This window comes from Vibrio sp. EJY3 (genome assembly GCF_000241385.1).
Taxonomy (GTDB): Bacteria; Pseudomonadota; Gammaproteobacteria; order Enterobacterales; family Vibrionaceae; genus Vibrio; species Vibrio natriegens.
The window spans coordinates 3,072,640-3,089,927 of record NC_016613.1; the positions used below are offsets into that span (position 1 = coordinate 3,072,640).

Annotated in this window: 15 protein-coding genes; all 15 read right to left on the reverse strand. The window is 44.4% G+C overall.

From position 1 onward, the window contains the following. Positions 1–33 precede the first annotated feature (33 nt). Positions 34–3,912 (reverse strand): YhdP family protein, encoded by a 3,879-nt coding sequence (locus VEJY3_RS13925; protein ID WP_014233094.1) that lies wholly within the window; start codon positions 3,910–3,912, stop codon positions 34–36. Between the two features lie 11 nt (positions 3,913–3,923). Beyond that, entirely contained in the window at positions 3,924–5,393 is a 1,470-nt protein-coding gene (gene rng, locus VEJY3_RS13930; RefSeq protein ID WP_014233095.1) for a ribonuclease G, read from the reverse strand. A gap of 18 nt (positions 5,394–5,411) precedes the next feature. Beyond that, positions 5,412–5,981, reverse strand: coding sequence for a nucleoside triphosphate pyrophosphatase (locus tag VEJY3_RS13935; RefSeq protein ID WP_041170272.1), 570 nt, complete (start codon positions 5,979–5,981; stop codon positions 5,412–5,414). Between the two features lie 4 nt (positions 5,982–5,985). Next, a complete protein-coding gene (gene mreD, locus VEJY3_RS13940; protein WP_014233097.1) occupies positions 5,986–6,474 on the reverse strand; it encodes a rod shape-determining protein MreD in 489 nt (162 codons plus the stop codon). Next, a complete protein-coding gene (gene mreC, locus VEJY3_RS13945) occupies positions 6,464–7,363 on the reverse strand; it encodes a rod shape-determining protein MreC (protein WP_014233098.1) in 900 nt (299 codons plus the stop codon). The genes mreD and mreC overlap by 11 nt, the downstream gene beginning before the upstream one ends. Positions 7,364–7,512: 149 nt before the next feature. Continuing rightward, positions 7,513–8,556 carry a rod shape-determining protein gene (locus VEJY3_RS13950; RefSeq protein ID WP_014233099.1) on the reverse strand — a complete coding sequence of 348 codons (1,044 nt, stop codon included), beginning with the start codon at positions 8,554–8,556 and terminating at the stop codon, positions 7,513–7,515. Positions 8,557–8,708: 152 nt separating this feature from the next. Further along, on the reverse strand, positions 8,709–12,233 hold the full coding sequence (locus tag VEJY3_RS13955; protein ID WP_014233100.1) for a DUF6701 domain-containing protein: 3,525 nt from the start codon (positions 12,231–12,233) through the stop codon (positions 8,709–8,711). A gap of 5 nt (positions 12,234–12,238) precedes the next feature. After that, entirely contained in the window at positions 12,239–12,673 is a 435-nt protein-coding gene (locus VEJY3_RS13960) for a hypothetical protein (RefSeq protein WP_014233101.1), read from the reverse strand. Beyond that, entirely contained in the window at positions 12,663–13,373 is a 711-nt protein-coding gene (locus VEJY3_RS13965; protein ID WP_014233102.1) for a PilW family protein, read from the reverse strand. The genes VEJY3_RS13960 and VEJY3_RS13965 overlap by 11 nt, the downstream gene beginning before the upstream one ends. Beyond that, positions 13,373–13,948, reverse strand: coding sequence for a type II secretion system protein (locus VEJY3_RS13970; protein WP_014233103.1), 576 nt, complete (start codon positions 13,946–13,948; stop codon positions 13,373–13,375). The genes VEJY3_RS13965 and VEJY3_RS13970 overlap by 1 nt, the downstream gene beginning before the upstream one ends. Continuing rightward, entirely contained in the window at positions 13,945–14,433 is a 489-nt protein-coding gene (locus tag VEJY3_RS13975; RefSeq protein ID WP_014233104.1) for a type II secretion system protein, read from the reverse strand. Before VEJY3_RS13975 ends, VEJY3_RS13970 begins: the two co-directional genes overlap by 4 nt. A gap of 124 nt (positions 14,434–14,557) precedes the next feature. Beyond that, complete coding sequence (locus VEJY3_RS13980; protein WP_014233105.1) at positions 14,558–14,788, reverse strand: hypothetical protein; 231 nt, start codon at positions 14,786–14,788, stop codon at positions 14,558–14,560. A gap of 65 nt (positions 14,789–14,853) precedes the next feature. After that, positions 14,854–15,315 carry a type II secretion system protein gene (locus VEJY3_RS13985; protein ID WP_014233106.1) on the reverse strand — a complete coding sequence of 154 codons (462 nt, stop codon included), beginning with the start codon at positions 15,313–15,315 and terminating at the stop codon, positions 14,854–14,856. A 288-nt stretch (positions 15,316–15,603) separates the two neighbouring features. After that, positions 15,604–16,059: a hypothetical protein gene (locus VEJY3_RS13990; RefSeq protein WP_014233107.1), complete on the reverse strand. Its 456-nt coding sequence runs from the start codon at positions 16,057–16,059 to the stop codon at positions 15,604–15,606. Between the two features lie 3 nt (positions 16,060–16,062). Continuing rightward, positions 16,063–17,286, reverse strand: coding sequence for a type II secretion system F family protein (locus VEJY3_RS13995; protein WP_014233108.1), 1,224 nt, complete (start codon positions 17,284–17,286; stop codon positions 16,063–16,065). Between the last annotated feature and the right edge of the window lie 2 nt (positions 17,287–17,288).

Here is a 17,288-nt window from a genome sequence, read left to right on the forward strand (position 1 = left end):
CCTTCCTTAAATTCCTTTGAAAACTGAGGTGGTTTATTGCGCCTGCTCACGCAGCTTTTCTGGCAGCTTATATTCACCCTGACTACGCGATATCTCTTTAACCGTCGGTGATTCGAGCGGCCCTTTGACTTCATAGTTTACTTGAGTAAATACCTCAACCACTGGAGAAATAACCGTCGAGATAGCCAACACGTACAAAGCGGTTTGTGGCGCAACGGCGAAGGCTGTCAGCATTGGTAAGCCAGACGTGATATCAGGAGTAAATTTCACCTCAGCATCCACTAATCTTTTCGTTACGTCAGCCATGCCACGAATCTGCATTTCCCCGGCAAGCGCATCCATGACGATATCATTGGTGACGAAGATGCCATCTTGAATCTTGCCCGTGCCTGTAATCGAATTGAACGCCATTCCGTTATCAAATACGTCGGTAAAATCGAGCTGCATCTTACGAATGATAGAATCTAGGCTGAACAAGCCAAGCAGACGAGCCGCTCCACTTACTTCGCTGATGACCCCTTTGCCAAATTCCGTCGATACATCACCCTGTAGTGTTTGGGTTTTCATCGACCAAGGTGCGCCATCCCACTCCATATTGGCATTCAGTTCAAATGGCGCTTGCTGGATCCCTGAAGTAATGCCAAAGCGTTCCATAAGATCAGTATTGTTATCGCCTTTAACCTTGAAGCTCAAATTGGAATGACTGCGCTCGTCAGTCAGTTCCCACCAACCACTCATATCAATGCTGTTCTTGCCACTACTGAAGTTAAGCTTTTTCCACTCCAGACGATCATCGCTACGTTGCAAGTCGACATTCACCTTGCCCACTTTATACCCTTGCAACCAGAAATCATTAATTTTCAGTTTTAAGTTTGGCATTTCATCGTGAAATTGGCGGTCAAATTTGGTGATTAACGGCGCACTTTGATCTTCACTAGCAAAGATGGAGCTTCGCTCTTTCTCGATTTCATCGAAACCTGGAATGTACAAATGCAGATGATCTAACGATACCGACAAGTCATTCGGTTTCAGATAGTTCGCTGTGCCTTTTACTTCCTGACTGTTCACCCGCATTCGCCAGTTTTCTTTCTTTTTACTGGCATTAAGGTCAACGTCATGAAATTCAATCTTGGCGAGCTTTAAGCTCTGAGTCTCAATGTCTACCCGGGTTGGTAACGGGATTGTCGGCGTCTTCATATTGGAGAGTACTGAAGGGGCACTATTCGAAGGTACATTCAGCAATTCTAACCACTTGTCGACATCAATTTCATCCAGACGTATCGAGGCATCATGTCCGATAACTGGGGTCGTCTTGAAACCACCTTGTCCAACCATCAAATTGGTCGCAGTGAGGAGCGGTACCTCACCAGTAATGTCTATCTCCGTCTGGTATTTTGCGTTAGGAATCTCCAAACGGGCAGAAATGTTCTCTTGGTTTCCTGATGCCTGTAACTTCGCCAGACCAGACTCGCCCGCTTTTTTCGCTAGCGGATACGGATACTTACTGACGACTCGATTGAGTTGCGCTAATACGTCAACTTGATAGGTAAAACCCACATCATTAAGCTGTAAACCGATGTCCATTTGCCACGGTGCGTGACCAGAAACTAAGTTCAGCCATCGCTCCCCAACATAAGGTTTGAGAGGCTCTACGTCCCAGTCACCCAGCGTATTGATGGTTACATCGTAGCCTTGGTCAGCACTTTCGCCGCGGAAATCGACTGAAATTGGCTGCGTAAGTAATTCTGCTGCGAGGCCTGAAGTCGTGACCACATCATTATCAAAATTGATGCGTCCGGTTGCGTTTTCCAAAGTCATTGGCGGCGCATCAATATCGACGCGATTGTCTTTCAGATCCGCGTAACCCCACGCTCTAGGTTCATTCTCTTTATTAAACGGAATATTGAGCTGGAACTCTGAGTAAACCGAACCACTGACTTGTAACGCCGTCAACGCCGCACCGACCGAGTCAACTAATGGCGTCGCCATCATGTAATCGCGGACTTCATTACCCGGCGCTCTGGCTTTGGCTTCAATCTCAATATGTCCGTCCGGAGCCAGTCTCGGAATGCGGCCAGTAATTCGCTCAGCAGCAACGCCATTGAGTGTCGCCGACTTTGAATCCAGGTACATGGCATCATTTTCGAACAACAAATCCAACTGTAAATCGGTAATAGATGGCCAAGCAGTATCAAAGCTGAATTTTGCGTCTTTAAGGCCGACCCAAGCCTGAAACATACCGTCATGTTGCTTATACGGGAAATCGCCAAGTTCGCCGTACCACAGCAACTTGGCGGTATTCACTTTACCGCCTTGAATCGCGATAGAAAGGTAATCGGTCAGGTCTTGCCCTAAAGCTAAGGTCGGTAAGTAACGCCAGGTTTCGCCAGCATTGTACAGATCCGCCTCGGCGTAGAATGACAGGAACGGACTTTGGTCTTTCGGGAAATCTAAGCGGAAAGCACCCAAAACCTGTAAATCGGGGGTAGCGGCAGTCACTTTATCTGCCCACAAACGCCAGCCTTGTTGGTCTTGTTGCCAGACAATCTCGACTTCGCCTTGTTTAATATTCAGCGGCGCCTGAAAAACGTCACCATAAGGGAAGACATCATCAATCACCGTCACATTGGCTTTAGCCTGATTAACGTTACCCGACACGCTTCCCTGAACATGCTGGAAACCCGGCAACAGCTTCCACTGCGTCAAACCCAGCTCATCAAGTTCAGCGGAATAGCGCAACGTCTCCCATCCACCATTCATTGATAGACGGATATCTTCCAGTCGTCCTTTCGGCTCTATTTGATTGATAAATTTACTGGTCGACTCAGACTCTGGCGCAAGCTTTATCAGCGGCGTGATGGATTCAATATCGATTTCAGAGAGGTTAAGCGCCCACCCGGAAGGCTGCCAGTCAAACGCAACGTCTAGCTCTGGCCATTGCTTTTCATCTGTACGAACTTGAAGTGAGTGACCATTTACTTTCCATCCATTTTTATCGGGTAGCAGCTTAAAGATACCGGATTCAATGAATAGTTCATGGCTGCCATTTTCGTTCCAGACTAACTCTGACGGCTGCAGTTCTACATAAGCATAATTAGGCTGACTGTGTTTCAGGGTTAGCCAGGTATTTAAGCTCACTTTACCGGACTCGACGCCTGATTCCACTTGCATATACGTGGTTAGCCAAGGCGCAACAGAGACATCCTGAGCACTAACATAAAACTCACCCGAGACATCGCGCAATGAACCATGGTCTTTAAAGTTAGCACTTACCAACAGGGAGTTAATCTTAGCATCGGCGATACTAACCGTCCCTTCTGCTAGATGGCGCTTACCCTGATTGCTCCAACGGAGTCTTTCGATATCCAAGCGTCTCGTTTCACCGGAAACGGATTTATACCAGATACGCGAATTCGTGATGGTGAAGTCTTCAAACTGACGCAGCAACAGTGAATCTAATTGGTCAATTAGCTTCACTTCACTTTCCTCGGATGTCGCCACGGGCATTTCACTTTCAGCATTCGGCAGAAGACTGACGCTGCGAATATCCAGCGCTAAATTGTGGATGGTGAGATCCGCTACGACGGGTTTGAACTGGAGAAGTGACTGAATCAAATCAAATTCAATCTGAAGTTCATCAACGGCGAAACGCGCTTCCTGGTTGTTGGGCAGGTTCGCTTCTAAACCAAGTAACGCAATAGACGGGTGGCTGTTTTGCCAAGAGCCAGCAACGCTGGAGATAGAAAAGTCAAAACCTGTGCCTTGTTTGACCCAGGTTTTGATCTCATCTTGGAAATGGTCGAGCTGTGGTAATGTGACACGCAGTGTCGTCACGACAATCGCGAGTAAAACCAAAACAGTGGCTAAACTCCACGCACAAAATCGCCCCAAACGGTTAAAACCAAAATTCACAAATGTCCCAATTACATCATTACAACGTCAAACTGTTCCTGAATGTACAGAGGCTCAGCCTGAATTCGAACTTGCTTACCAATAAAGACTTCGAGTTCTGCCAGCGCATGTGACTCATCACCAAGTAACGCTTCTGCAACGAACGGGGACGCATAAACAACAAAGTTGTCAGCATCGTACGCTCGATTCACTCGGGTGATTTCGCGCAGAATCTCGAAACATACCGTCTCGACCGTTTTCACTGTGCCGCGACCTTCACAAGTAGGACAACCAGAACAAAGAATATGTTCAATACTTTCGCGCGTACGTTTACGAGTCATTTCAACCAGACCCAGTTGCGTAAAGCCGTTAATGTTGGTTTTTACGCGGTCTTTCGATAGCGCAGCTTCAAGAGAAGTGAGAACACGTTGACGATGCACTTCAGAGGCCATGTCGATAAAGTCGATAATGATGATGCCGCCAAGGTTACGTAAGCGTAATTGACGAGCTATCGCCTGCGTAGCTTCAATATTGGTGTTGAAAATCGTCTCTTCTAAGTTACGACGACCAACAAACGCACCAGTGTTAATATCAATGGTCGTCATCGCTTCGGTTTGATCGATGATAAGGTAACCACCAGACTTAAGCTCAACTTTACGTTCCAATGAGCGTTGAATCTCGTTCTCCGTATCGTACATATCGAAGATAGGCTTATCGCCTTCATAAAGCTCAAGTTTGTCGGTCAGTTCAGGGACATATTCCGAGGTAAACTCTTGCAGGTTGTCATACTCCAAACGCGAGTCGACCAGAATCTTATCCAGCTCTGTGCCAACAAAGTCACGCAGAATACGCTGCGCGAGGCCGAGCTCACCGTAAAGCGTCGAACGCGTTTTATATTTAGAACGACGCTCCATAACTTTAAGCCATAAGCGCTTTAAAAAGGCCGCGTCCTGAGAAAGTTCTTTTTCATCCGCACCTTCTGCCGCGGTACGAATAATGAAGCCACCGTGTTCATCACAGTATTGGTTAACGACTTTCTTCAAGCGTTCACGTTCACGTTCACTTTCAATGCGTTGTGATACGCCTACGTGGCTTGCGCCAGGCATGAAAACCAGATAGCGGGAAGGAAGGGTAATGTCGGTCGTTAAACGTGCGCCTTTGGTGCCAAGCGGATCTTTAACCACTTGCACAACGATATCCTGACCCTGGCGAACCAGCTCAGAAATATCACGAACCTGAAACTGTTGCTTTTCGTTTTCGGCCACACACTCTGTATGCGGTACGATATCAGACGCATGCAAAAACGCCGCTTTATCTAAACCGATATCAACGAAAGCCGCCTGCATACCCGGAAGTACGCGGCTGACTTTACCTTTATAAATGTTGCCTACGATACCGCGACGAGATTCGCGTTCGATATGAATTTCTTGTAGCACTCCACCTTCAATCATGGCCACACGAGTTTCACTCGGGGTCACGTTTAGCAGCAATTCTGCACTCATGTGCACACCTCAAAATAATTATAAAAATTCTTGAATTAGCTGATCGGTTTCGAACAAAGGTAAGCCTACTACTGCGTGATAACTGCCTTCGATTCGGGTGACAAAACGTCCTCCGAGTCCCTGAATACCATAACTTCCAGCTTTATCGCATGGTTCGCCTGACTGCCAATATTGTTCGATTTCTTCGTGAGTCAATGGCTTGAACCAAACATCAGTGATAACCACCACTGAATGTTGTTTTTGCGATGAAACGACACTCACCGCGGTCATTACCTGATGGCGACGACCAGATAAGCGAGTAAGCATACGCTTCGCATCTTCGAAATTTATTGGTTTCTCTAACACGTGGTCATCACATACCACCACAGTGTCAGAGCCTAATAAAACGGAATCAGGCTTAGCCAACGCTAAGCCTGCCTGAGCTTTTTCCAGAGAAAGGCGCAACACATAATCTTGCGCCTGCTCATGAGCCTGTTTGGCTTCCTCAACATCTGGCAATACGATGTCAAAATCGTAACCCAGTTGAGCAAGCAACTCCTTTCTTCTAGGAGAGCCCGAAGCGAGAACGAGTGATAAGCTTTTTTTCACACTTTTACCTAACGTGCCATGCTCGACGCACTCGTCGCATTAATAAAAACATCCATGGCCAAAGTATACAGTTTATTGCCGCCGTCCACAGGGATAATGGGTTAAATACTACGTCCTGGTTCAAATATTCCCCACAGAATATCAAAAGTTCCAGTAACACGGTAAAAAACGCAATTAAAATCGATTGTTGCCACAATGCCATATTACGGATTAACAAGAAGTTCAGCGCGACCAAATAGATGATGATCGACATCATCATGCCCCGAATTCCCAATGTTGAACCGACTAATATGTCCCATATCAGGCCCAGAATTAAAGCACTACCAACGTTAACGCGGTTCGGCAGAGCCAACACCCAGTAACAGGTGACTAAAAATAGCCAAGACGGACGGAATAGTTCCAGATCTCCCGGCCATGGGATAGTTTGCAAAACTAGCGCAACAAAGAAGCTAACGCCAATAACCATTCGGCTTCGAAATACATTACTCGCCATCAGTTACCTCTTGTTCCACTTGCTCAGCATCTTCATCAACATTGGATTGCAACACTTTGTGCTGACGATCTTCATTTGGCCAAATGAGTAGTAGGTATCGCAGACGATCAAACTCAACCACTGGCTCCGCTTTAATGGATGCGAACTCCTGACGAGTATCGTGATCCACGATAGTGACATTCGCAACCGGATAACCTTCTGGATAAATACCGCCTAATCCTGACGTCACCAACAAATCGCCAACCTGAATATCAGTACTGGTTGGAATATGTTCGAGTTGGATTTCATCCATTTCACCATTGCCGGACGCGATCACTCTGATGTCATTACGGATAACCTGAACAGGAATCGCGTTCTTCGCATCAGTCAACAGCAATACTCGAGCATTATGCGCAGCGACAAACGTTACCTGACCCACAATGCCTTTTTCGTTGATAACTGGCTGACCCACGTACACACCGTCGATCTGGCCTTTATCTATCACGACCTGATGGCGATAAGGTGACGTGTCGACCGCCATGACTTCCGTCACGACTTTCTTCTCATCGCGGACAAAGGATGATCCCAACAGTTTGCGCAAGCGTTGGTTTTCTTCTCTATATTGATCGAGCAAGATCAGCTCGCTTTTCAGACGTAGCACTTCTCGCTTTAAATTACGATTGCCTTCCACGAGCGTCTGACGAGTATTAAAACGCTCAAAGACACCATCAAACATACTACGAGGCAAATTAGCGGCATACTGAATTGGCGCGACCGCACTGTTCAGTAAAAATCGAACGTTAGAGAACGTATCCAGACGACTATCCGCCAGCATTAAGCTCGCCGACATGATGACAGCAAAAAACAGACGTAATTGCAGAGATGGTCCTCTGCCAAAGATCGGATTCATCTTGTTTTTGACCTGATTGCTTCCATAGCTATTGAGCCTTAATTGGCAACCTGAAATCTTGCATTAAATACGTTCAGGTATGGAGCATATTTGAATTACAGAGAGAGCAGAAATGAAGGTGAAGCTCTCTTTGAGCTCCACCTAAACTTTTATTCTTCAGAAAATAGATCGCCGCCGTGCATGTCGATCATTTCTAGTGCTTTACCGCCACCACGAGCCACACAAGTCAGTGGATCTTCAGCGATAACAACTGGAATACCAGTTTCTTCCATTAGTAGACGGTCTAGATCTTTCAGTAGTGCACCACCACCAGTCAGAACCATGCCGTTTTCAGAGATATCTGACGCAAGCTCTGGTGGACACTGTTCTAGTGCAACCATCACTGCCGATACGATACCAGACAGCGGCTCTTGCAGCGCTTCAAGGATTTCATTTGAGTTCAGGCTGAAGCTGCGAGGTACACCTTCTGCAAGGTTACGGCCACGAACTTCAATCTCTAGAACTTCATCGCCAGGGTAAGCTGAGCCGATTTCGTGTTTGATTTTCTCTGCTGTTGCTTCACCAATCAAGCTGCCGTAGTTACGACGAACATAATTGATAACCGCTTCATCAAAGCGATCACCACCGATACGAACAGAAGACGAGTAAACCACACCGTTAAGCGAGATAACTGCTACTTCAGTGGTACCACCACCGATATCGACCACCATTGAACCCGTCGGCTCAGACACACGAAGACCAGCACCAATTGCTGCCGCCATAGGCTCATCGATTAGGTAAACTTCACGAGCGCCAGCACCTAGTGCCGATTCGCGAATCGCACGACGCTCAACTTGAGTCGAACCACAAGGAACACAAACCAAAACGCGTGGGCTCGGTTTCAGGATGCTGTTGTCGTGCACCTGCTTTATGAAGTGTTGCAGCATTTTTTCTGTCACGTAGAAGTCAGCAATCACGCCATCTTTCATTGGACGAATAGCAGAAATATTACCTGGTGTACGACCAAGCATTTGCTTTGCTGCGTGACCGACTGCAGCAACGCTTTTTGCAGAACCTACACGATCTTGACGAATAGCAACTACAGAAGGTTCATCAAGGACAATACCTTGCCCCTTTACGTAAATTAGAGTGTTGGCTGTACCTAAATCGATAGATAGATCGTTAGAAAACATGCCACGAAGTTTCTTAAACATACTCTTCGTTCATCCTGCAAAGATATAAAAGACAAAAATTGTCCTAAATGTACCAATGCCTCGCTGTCACAGCAAGGTATTGGTACACAAACATGGGCGGAAAGCACCAATTTCTTGCAGTTTCCTAACTTAAGCGCAAAAACCGAAGTTTGTTATTGAGCAGTTAACCCCGGCTCACCACGGTAAATCACGCGATCGTTACCACGGTGAATACCGAAGGTGACAACGGAGGATGGGTCTTCATCTCCTTTCCCTCTCCAGTTGTATTGGAGCCAAGGTTGACTCATATAACTACTCCCACAAGTAACATCATCTGTTTCCAACGTTTGCGGAGATGTCGTACTAGTATCATCCATTCTCAGCCAGAAACGTATTTGTTGGCGTATTGAGCTACTATCATCTGCGGAATATGGAGTAGCGTAAAGTTCGTCGCTGACACCTGAATCAACTGTCTTAGTGACTGCTTTCAACGAACCGTCTGAACCAGAAGCTTCAGACCACACCTCTTGATAACAAACATAGTCTTCATCAGAAGAATAATCAGAAGCAGAGTCATCAGTATTGGTGATAAAGCGAGAACCATTCCAGTACTCAACGCGTAGCGGAATATTGATGGTACTGACAGAAGTACCGCCGACATCATCCATTGCCATGCGGCCATAGCGGGCAGGAGGCTGAGTAGGAAATGATAAATCACATGCTGATGAATATTGCTCAGTGCTATTCAGACAAGTAGTATCGTTTTGTGTACGGCTATCTATAGGGTCTGAATTTGTCGAAATAGTGAATCCAAAGTTTGTAGTCGTTGAATTTGCATCTTCCGAAACATTGAACGGACCATCTACGCTAGACTCCCTGAATCCTTGAGTATTTAAAGTAAAGTCTCGATAAAATACCGCATATTGATCTTCCAGATACCAACGAGAATAAGTTGAATCATTGTCCCACTCCCCATCACTAACCGAAACCGTTAAACGATCACCAAGATCTTCATCTTCCAATACACTAATCTTTGCCTGCAGGCTTGCAACAAACTGACTGTAGTTTTCTATTGCGCGACCATTTAATGAAAAAGGTACAACTTCAACTTCAGCTAAACCAAAGGGTTGTGATAGATACGCAATATTATTTTGAGAGTAGGGCTCAGTAGCTGTATCTTCCGCATCGGCTTTATCCACCCACCAATCCGATTGAGTGACTTCAAAATAAGCGGGGTAAAAACGGCCAACTTCGCGATAGCCCATCTGAGTACATTCGTACCATGTTTGTAAAGTACCACCAGATGCACAACTAGAATTATCACTAGTTGCAGCCATCAGCTTGAGGCTACCGACATCCTCCCAGGATAAATCGGTAAATGTGTATTCATTGTCGCTATTCTTGCGACTGATCTCAGAGCTGAATACCAAATCATCAGATTGAGTAGGAGTTTCAACACTACTTGATAGAACAACGGTATTGTCTGATGAATCACCTAAAAAGAAATTTGATGTAACGTCCTGCCCACACAAAGAGCTGGTTGATTCTACCTCACCCGAGATAGAACCACTGTCTGTATATCGCAGAGGCAAAACTTTGGCATCAAACGTCTCTCCAGCGGCAATAAATCCGTTTCCCCTATTAGAGTCACCAGTAGCGTCGTCAAGTTTTGTATTGTCTGTTGAACAAATCGCGAATGTCCAAGGACGTGAATAGACGGTGAACTGGCCTTTTAGTGTCTTAGTTTCACCATCGCCCTCAATCGGGCAGTCGTCACCACTGCAAGTGAAGTTATCATCAGTCAGAGTGATTAACAGTTCACCTGATTCTTTTAGCGTTAACTCTTTGGAAGATAAACCACCACTAAACGTTGGAGAATATGAATAGATTGAAGTATCGGCCTCGCCTAAATCTGGACTAACCCATTTTGCGGAAATCCCCAAATTATCGCTACTTTCATAACCCATATCAGTAACCGTACCGTTAATACATGCCTGAGCAGTAGCGCTTACTAACACTGATTTATTGGCAATAACGTATTGGTCATCGATTTTCAGGTTATAAGGGACAAACTGATAACTACCAGTAACCGTTGTATTAGATTCGTCACCTTCGATATAGGCGGTAACAGAAACGGTTTTACTCGCCCCGCTACTGGAGATAGCAAGCGCCTGACTAAAACTGTCGTTGTTCACGGAATAAGTCTCGGATTCACCATCAATCGTCACAACGACATTACCAGTAAAATCTGTGGCCAATGCTCCATCAGACATGACAGAAAGTGTAGGCTGAATAGATTCAGTATCACAGCTAAGCGCTATATCTGACCTCGGTGAGAGCTCTAAAGTGTAATCACTTTTTCCTGTAGAAGAGGTTAAACAGGCGCCTTCTCCATAAATGTGGATATTTTGAGTATACATAGTAAGACTATTCGTGGTTACCGCTCCTCGAATATTAGTAGGATTATTGAATGTAATTTTTTCTGCTAATATCTGCGCATAAACATCTGAATTTGCCTGGCTAAATTCAAAAGTAGCGGTCGGACCATAAATAATCAGGTCTTTTTTACTCCCCTCATCTTTTATATCTACTGAATTATTTAGAGTAAAAGAATTTACGATATTCAAAATGACATCAGAGTAAGTTCTTAAAGTTCCTCCAGAAGAGAAACTCATCGAACCAAAAGAATAAATACCATCAGCCTGAAAAACGGTTTCAGTACTTCCACCCGAGTTATAGCTTTGAATTACAGGTCCATAGTTATTACTGGTTGGTTCAAAATTCACAATAAAATGTACTGGAGATGAATATTCATTTACCGTTAGGTTACGTAATGCCCCCAGAATATTGAGATATACAACTTCACCTGACTCTGTGTATTGACAATTATTGGCAACAGTACATTTCTCTTTGTAGTTTGATGCTTCAATATACAAATCCGTTGTACTACTAAAATTTACATACACAGATTCTGGGTATTCAATTTTATCAGCTCCAGTCGTACAAATACCGACATCACAACTATTAAAATCTTCCGCATCACTATTAACATTGTCAAAACTCGTTTTTAGTTTATCGTATAAAAAATATTTTTTAACATATTCATCAGACCATCCTGAAATAGTGATGTTAGGATTGTATATATTAAGCGATGAACCGGATTTCCAGCTTTGTGCTGGTTCTGGGAAATAACGGCATAAATCCAGTTCAGGCTCAGGCACCTCTGGTTCTGTTATTTCTGACGACACATCACACTCTAAATCCTTAACATCTGCACCCGACACAGCAATATTAACAGAATTCAAATCTTTTAAATTTGCAAAAACAGGCCCCTCGATTAATTCCCAGGTTCCAGAATTCAGTAGATAGAACCTAAGTTCTCCTTGTTTATTACCAGTCGTTTGATAAGTCAGCCAAATTGTATAACGTCCCTCATTAGTTGTCATATCATCTTCTATTAAAGCAGATATACCATTCGACCATAATGCAATAGGCGTTGTCTTATCGTCTTCCCCAACGCCTTTATCGACATAAATAGTTGAAATGCTTTTTACTGAAGTTTGGTTAACAGTAAACGTCACGCTATAATCACTGTTTGTCTTTAAGTTACTACACGTAGCAGGGTCATAAGCAAAAGAAAAGCTTGACCAGAAAGCCAATAAGACAAGTAACAAATTAAATACTTTTAGCTTTCGCATTCCTATTACTCCCTAACCCAAACTTCTTGCTGACGCTGTACTTGAGACAGCCCAGAACCACAAATGGCGGTTGCTTGCACTCTAAATAAAGACTGTGCCTCTGAGGTTCCCTCATTCAGAACCCCCAACTTCAAACAACTCATCTTATTAATCCTACATGCCGTATTCTGTGTAACATTAGGGGTTGCACCGCTGACCTCATTCAAACAAATATCTGCGATATCAGGATCATCATCGTTAAGCGGGTACAACTGCGTCAATGCCCATTCGTTGGCAGATTGAGCGACAAACCAGGCTTTTGTGCCTAAGAACTCCCGGGTTAGTCCACTTTGATTTGACCAACTGATTCTCATAAGAGAGGCGGCTAAATAACCCATCACGATAATGACAAAAAGCACCACTATGAGAACATTACCTTGTTGATTTTGTTTACGGAACATTGAGCACCTGCACGTCTTGCTGATACACACTACGCTCCCCATCCTGTAAAAACTCTAAGTTAATATGCACTAGTCCACCACGTTGTAGAGTTGGCTCAACATAACGCATGTAACTCGCTGAGGTATCAACACTATCCGTGACAATGACATTATTACGAAGTACTCGGCCGTTCTCGAAGCAATAACGGACTTCAGAACTGGGTTGGTAGATGTAATGGCGACCCGAAACCGATGTCGCACCTATTGTACTGGCAGCACCACTGACGACAAATGCCTCTTTCGCTTTGGTTAAACCACTAATATCAATACTTTGGGAAGACGACTGAAGGTCCTCATAGCGGCTAGGGTTAATCACCATCCGATTCTTCTCTGGAATGGACTCAAGATCAGGATCATTACCGACTAAAAATTCAATATCGTTCGCCGTAAATACATAAAAGCCAGAATATTCAATGGGTACAAACTCCAAACAATTGCTTGTCCCTGTTGGCTCATGAAAACTATTTGGCACGGCATGACGAATTTCACGGGACATTTTCTCGATCACAAACTGTGCTTCTGTCTGTACTCGCTGACGGTCAATGCTGTCTGCGTACCCTTTTATCCCTAGTTTAATATAACCGGCAATACCCAACATGATGATACTACCGATAACTATCGTAACGACCATCTCTATTAAAGTGAAACCACGTTCTTTCATTAGTAGTTCCCTCTTAAAGCCGTTAAAGTCAGGGGTTGAGCCGTGCCCGCAAAGATAGTCAATGTCACTTTTTTATACTTAGGTAAAGCACTTGTCTCCGAACCACCTAAATCATCATAGGCAACTTGGACTTCTACCCTAAAATTTTTATATTGTTCTGCACTATCTTCTCCGACGTTCGCCAACACATCGGTAATATTTCCTCGAGACACGCTCTTACATTGAGCGAGCGTATTAGGCGTGCTCCAGCAACCGATAAAATCATCAACATCATTAAAATCTGTAGGAAGTGACTCCCCTGTTTCAGCGCCAAGATCTTCAGACGGAGTGCAGTTGACGGAGTTCTCACCACAACGAACCAGCCCTCCATCAAAGTTACTGTTGTCATCAAAACCACGCGCAAGGATTTGTGACATAAAGCTTTGTGCTAAAGCAGAGGCGCGGGTTTGATAATGGGGATTGGCAGAATCTCTAACCTGAGGAACGAGAAAAGAGGTGAATGCCACCATCGCTATGCCCATTAAGACAATCGCGATGATCATTTCAATTAAGGTCATGCCGCGAACTTTTTTCATAAGCACAATCCTTTTGAAACATAACCTTGGCTGTTGATATCAACTTCACAACGACTACCGCCATTCTTATTCTCGATGAGTATAGAGACACCGCTACTTGCTGAATTCAGGGGATTTCCGAGTAAGCTAAAATCAATCGGTCTTTCGACATCACCTTTAATGGAGAACTGAGCCGAATCATCAGCGACAAAATCGCTGCGAGAGTCTCGCTGACTATCTCCCAGCGCACAGGCGGCTACTGAACCAATACATGAACTTGAAACTTGTAGACGAAAATTGTCATCCGAGCCATCAATATTCGACTGCATTCGATTGACTTGTACCTGACGAATGACAGAGATGACTTGTTCCTGAAGGGCAAATGCAGAAAAGCTGCTTTTGCCGATAAAACGGCTAGCCGCAAAGAGAGAAAGGATGGAGAGAAGAACGATCACTAGGATCAATTCTGTTAATGTAAACCCTAATGTAGAGCTGCGAATTTTCATAACCCGACCTTAGGCTAAAACTTAGGACAAGCGACTTAAGTATACGATGAATTTATGAGTATTATGATAGGTTTATCAGTTTTCAATTCGAATTGCGACCAAGTGTACAAATAATCAGCACAGGTTATTTGTCTGCTTTTGAACGTCCTAATTCTTGTTCAATTCTATCGTAGGTTTCTTTATTACTTAACGTCTCAGAAACATGCTCAGCGGTTTGCTTAGTTTGCTCCCATTTTGCTTCGTATGTCTCTGGTTCAAAACTGATAAATCTTGGTAATACCACATAACCGATCACACCTAAGATAATTAGCACAACGACAAATTCAGTTGCACTAAGACCAGATGGCTGACGCATATGAACTATTCCAAGATTCACAGTAGAAGAGATAAAGGCCAGACTAGCTGGCCTTTAAATAGGCATTAACAGCCACTATTGTCAACGGTTGCCACTGCAGCAGAAGTTGACGTTGCTGCTCTGTATGTAACTGAGCAATTCCAGTTTGGAGTACCATCAGCGAAGGTGTATTGCGTTACTCCACCAGCAGTATCTGCACTTCCTGAAACTGTCCAATCAACGGTATCCTGTAGAGCTGCACCAATACCTGCAGGTGTAGCTGTTGGGTAACCATAGATAGTTTGAATGTTACCTTCAGCTGAGCTTATGCTAATGGCAGTGGTTGAGCTCTCAACGCCTTGAATTGCAGCTTTACCAAATACGATACCAGAAGCACCTTGCATCGCACCTTTCAAGCCCTCTAAAGCAGAGGCACGAGCATCAGATTGCAAGTTAAGGAAACGTGGTGCCGCAGTTACCGCTAGAATACCTAGGATTACAATTACCACTACTAGTTCGATAAGGGTGAAACCACCTTGTCTTTTCATTGTTTACTCTCTCTATGTAAGCATGCAGTAAGACTGCAACAGATAAATTTGGTGACACCATTTGTAAGGGAGACAAAATGGCGTTGGGCTTTAAAGTTCACTAAGTCAGATAGCGAAATAGAAACGGAACTGCTCGCGAAAAATAGTGACAGTTGACCATCATTTGGTTGCAAATGCAACGCGCTTAATATGCATTCATTTGCTCAACATTACAACTATTTACCTATCTTAATCCGAGTATTATATCTATTTTATCTGCTTGTTTATAGTACTAAAGTGTCAAAAAAATTACTCCGACAATATTTCGACACTTATTAGGTCGTCCGTGTTAGCGGTAACGATCACCTTGTAAGACTTTTTATATATATAGTTGCATATATAAAGGTCATTTTTTATCGTCCCTCCTATTTCGGATGGTTCAATAGTCATGATCTTACGCTGAGGGTAATGAACCGCTAACCAGTAAGTACAATCTAAGTCGCCTTGATTGCTAAATGGAGAGACTAGCCCTCCTTCTGTCATTGTTAGGTGAAAACCGTCCATCTCCATTTGTTTTGGCTCACCTTGCAGTAGCCAGGCTTCTCTATATCTCTGGACACTATCAATCATCCAGACCTTAGCCAATCTTGCCCCCGTCACTCGTGCTTCTTCTGCAACTGATTGGAATTTAAACACTAATCCAACAAAAATAATAGCGACCAGACCGCAGAGTATTAGCGTTGCTCGGTTTTGATTTTCAACCACGCATTAGCCGCCTTTGATGATGTCCAGCATCCCCCACATTGGCAGGAATATACCAAGTGCCAGCACCATAGCCATGCCAGCCACGATAACCAAAAGTAACGGTTCTATCCGCGCCGTCAGTGTTTTGAGATCGTAATCCACTTCTCTGTCGTAGTAATCAGACACTTCAAGTAACAACTCATCAATACGGCCCGTTTCTTCCCCCACCGCGATCATCTGGATCACCAATGGGGTAAATATCTTACTGTTGATGGCCGTAACAGAAATTGTGCTACCCGCTTCAATGGCTGACTTCATCTCTAAAATACGGTTTTCTAAAAAGCGGTTACCTAAGGCTTCCGCAGAAAGTGCCAATGACTGATTGAGCGGTACCCCTGATTTCAGCATAAGAGCAAAGGTGCGAGAAAATCGTGATAACTGGGCGCGATTGACAATATCCCCAACGATCGGCAAGCGCAGACGGAATCGGTCAAACGCCTCCCGACCATCTGCAGTCGCAACCCAAGACTTAAAGATAATAAATCCCGCGATCATCAGAGCGATAAGCAGTACCCAATAGTTCACAAAGAAGTTAGAGGTCCCAATCAAGATCCGAGTTGGCAATGGCAGATCCACGCCAAAGCGCGTGAACATAGAAGCGAACTCGGGAATCACCAATATATTAAGAACAAACATTGCGATGGTAATGAATACGATAACAAACGTTGGATAACGCATCGCCGCTTTAATTCGCTTACGGGTTTCCAGCTCCTGCTCATAATAATTGGCCAGTTGCAACAACGCCTGATCCAACCGACCCGTGTTCTCGCCCACGTTAATCATCGACACAAACAGAGGGCTGAACACTTTGCGGTGTTGCTGCATCGCAGATGACAAACTACGGCCATTACTCAGCTCAGAAACTACATCTTCTAGCGCTTCTTTAAGCTGTTTGTTTTCACAGTTTTGCAGTAATCCCCGCATTGAACGCAGTAACGGTACACCAGCTTTAATCAAACTGAACAGCTGACGGGAGAACAGAATAATCACTTCTAATGGAATAGCCGGAACCAGTAGCTGCGACAAGCTAAACTGGTTTTTCATTCCTTCTTTCTCTAAACGTACATTTAATGGGATCACCCCTTTATTCATCAACGCTTCAGCAGCAGATTCAGAATTAACCGCTTCGATTCTGCCACGGGTTGATGAACCGTCTAGAGTACGACCTTGATAACGAAAAATTGGCATTC

Bases quoted from the DNA above. Each gene is read 5' to 3' on its own strand.
- VEJY3_RS13965 (WP_014233102.1), bottom strand. From the start codon at position 13,373: ATGAAAGAACGTGGTTTCACTTTAATAGAGATGGTCGTTACGATAGTT.
- VEJY3_RS13950 (WP_014233099.1), bottom strand. From the start codon at position 8,556: ATGTTTAAGAAACTTCGTGGCATGTTTTCTAACGATCTATCTATCGAT.
- VEJY3_RS13985 (WP_014233106.1), bottom strand. From the start codon at position 15,315: ATGAAAAGACAAGGTGGTTTCACCCTTATCGAACTAGTAGTGGTAATT.
- rng (WP_014233095.1), bottom strand. From the start codon at position 5,393: ATGAGTGCAGAATTGCTGCTAAACGTGACCCCGAGTGAAACTCGTGTG.
- VEJY3_RS13955 (WP_014233100.1), bottom strand. From the start codon at position 12,233: ATGCGAAAGCTAAAAGTATTTAATTTGTTACTTGTCTTATTGGCTTTC.
- VEJY3_RS13960 (WP_014233101.1), bottom strand. From the start codon at position 12,673: ATGTTCCGTAAACAAAATCAACAAGGTAATGTTCTCATAGTGGTGCTT.
- VEJY3_RS13980 (WP_014233105.1), bottom strand. From the start codon at position 14,788: ATGCGTCAGCCATCTGGTCTTAGTGCAACTGAATTTGTCGTTGTGCTA.
- mreC (WP_014233098.1), bottom strand. From the start codon at position 7,363: ATGAATCCGATCTTTGGCAGAGGACCATCTCTGCAATTACGTCTGTTT.
- mreD (WP_014233097.1), bottom strand. From the start codon at position 6,474: ATGGCGAGTAATGTATTTCGAAGCCGAATGGTTATTGGCGTTAGCTTC.
- VEJY3_RS13975 (WP_014233104.1), bottom strand. From the start codon at position 14,433: ATGAAAATTCGCAGCTCTACATTAGGGTTTACATTAACAGAATTGATC.
- VEJY3_RS13970 (WP_014233103.1), bottom strand. From the start codon at position 13,948: ATGAAAAAAGTTCGCGGCATGACCTTAATTGAAATGATCATCGCGATT.
- VEJY3_RS13995 (WP_014233108.1), bottom strand. From the start codon at position 17,286: ATGCCAATTTTTCGTTATCAAGGTCGTACTCTAGACGGTTCATCAACC.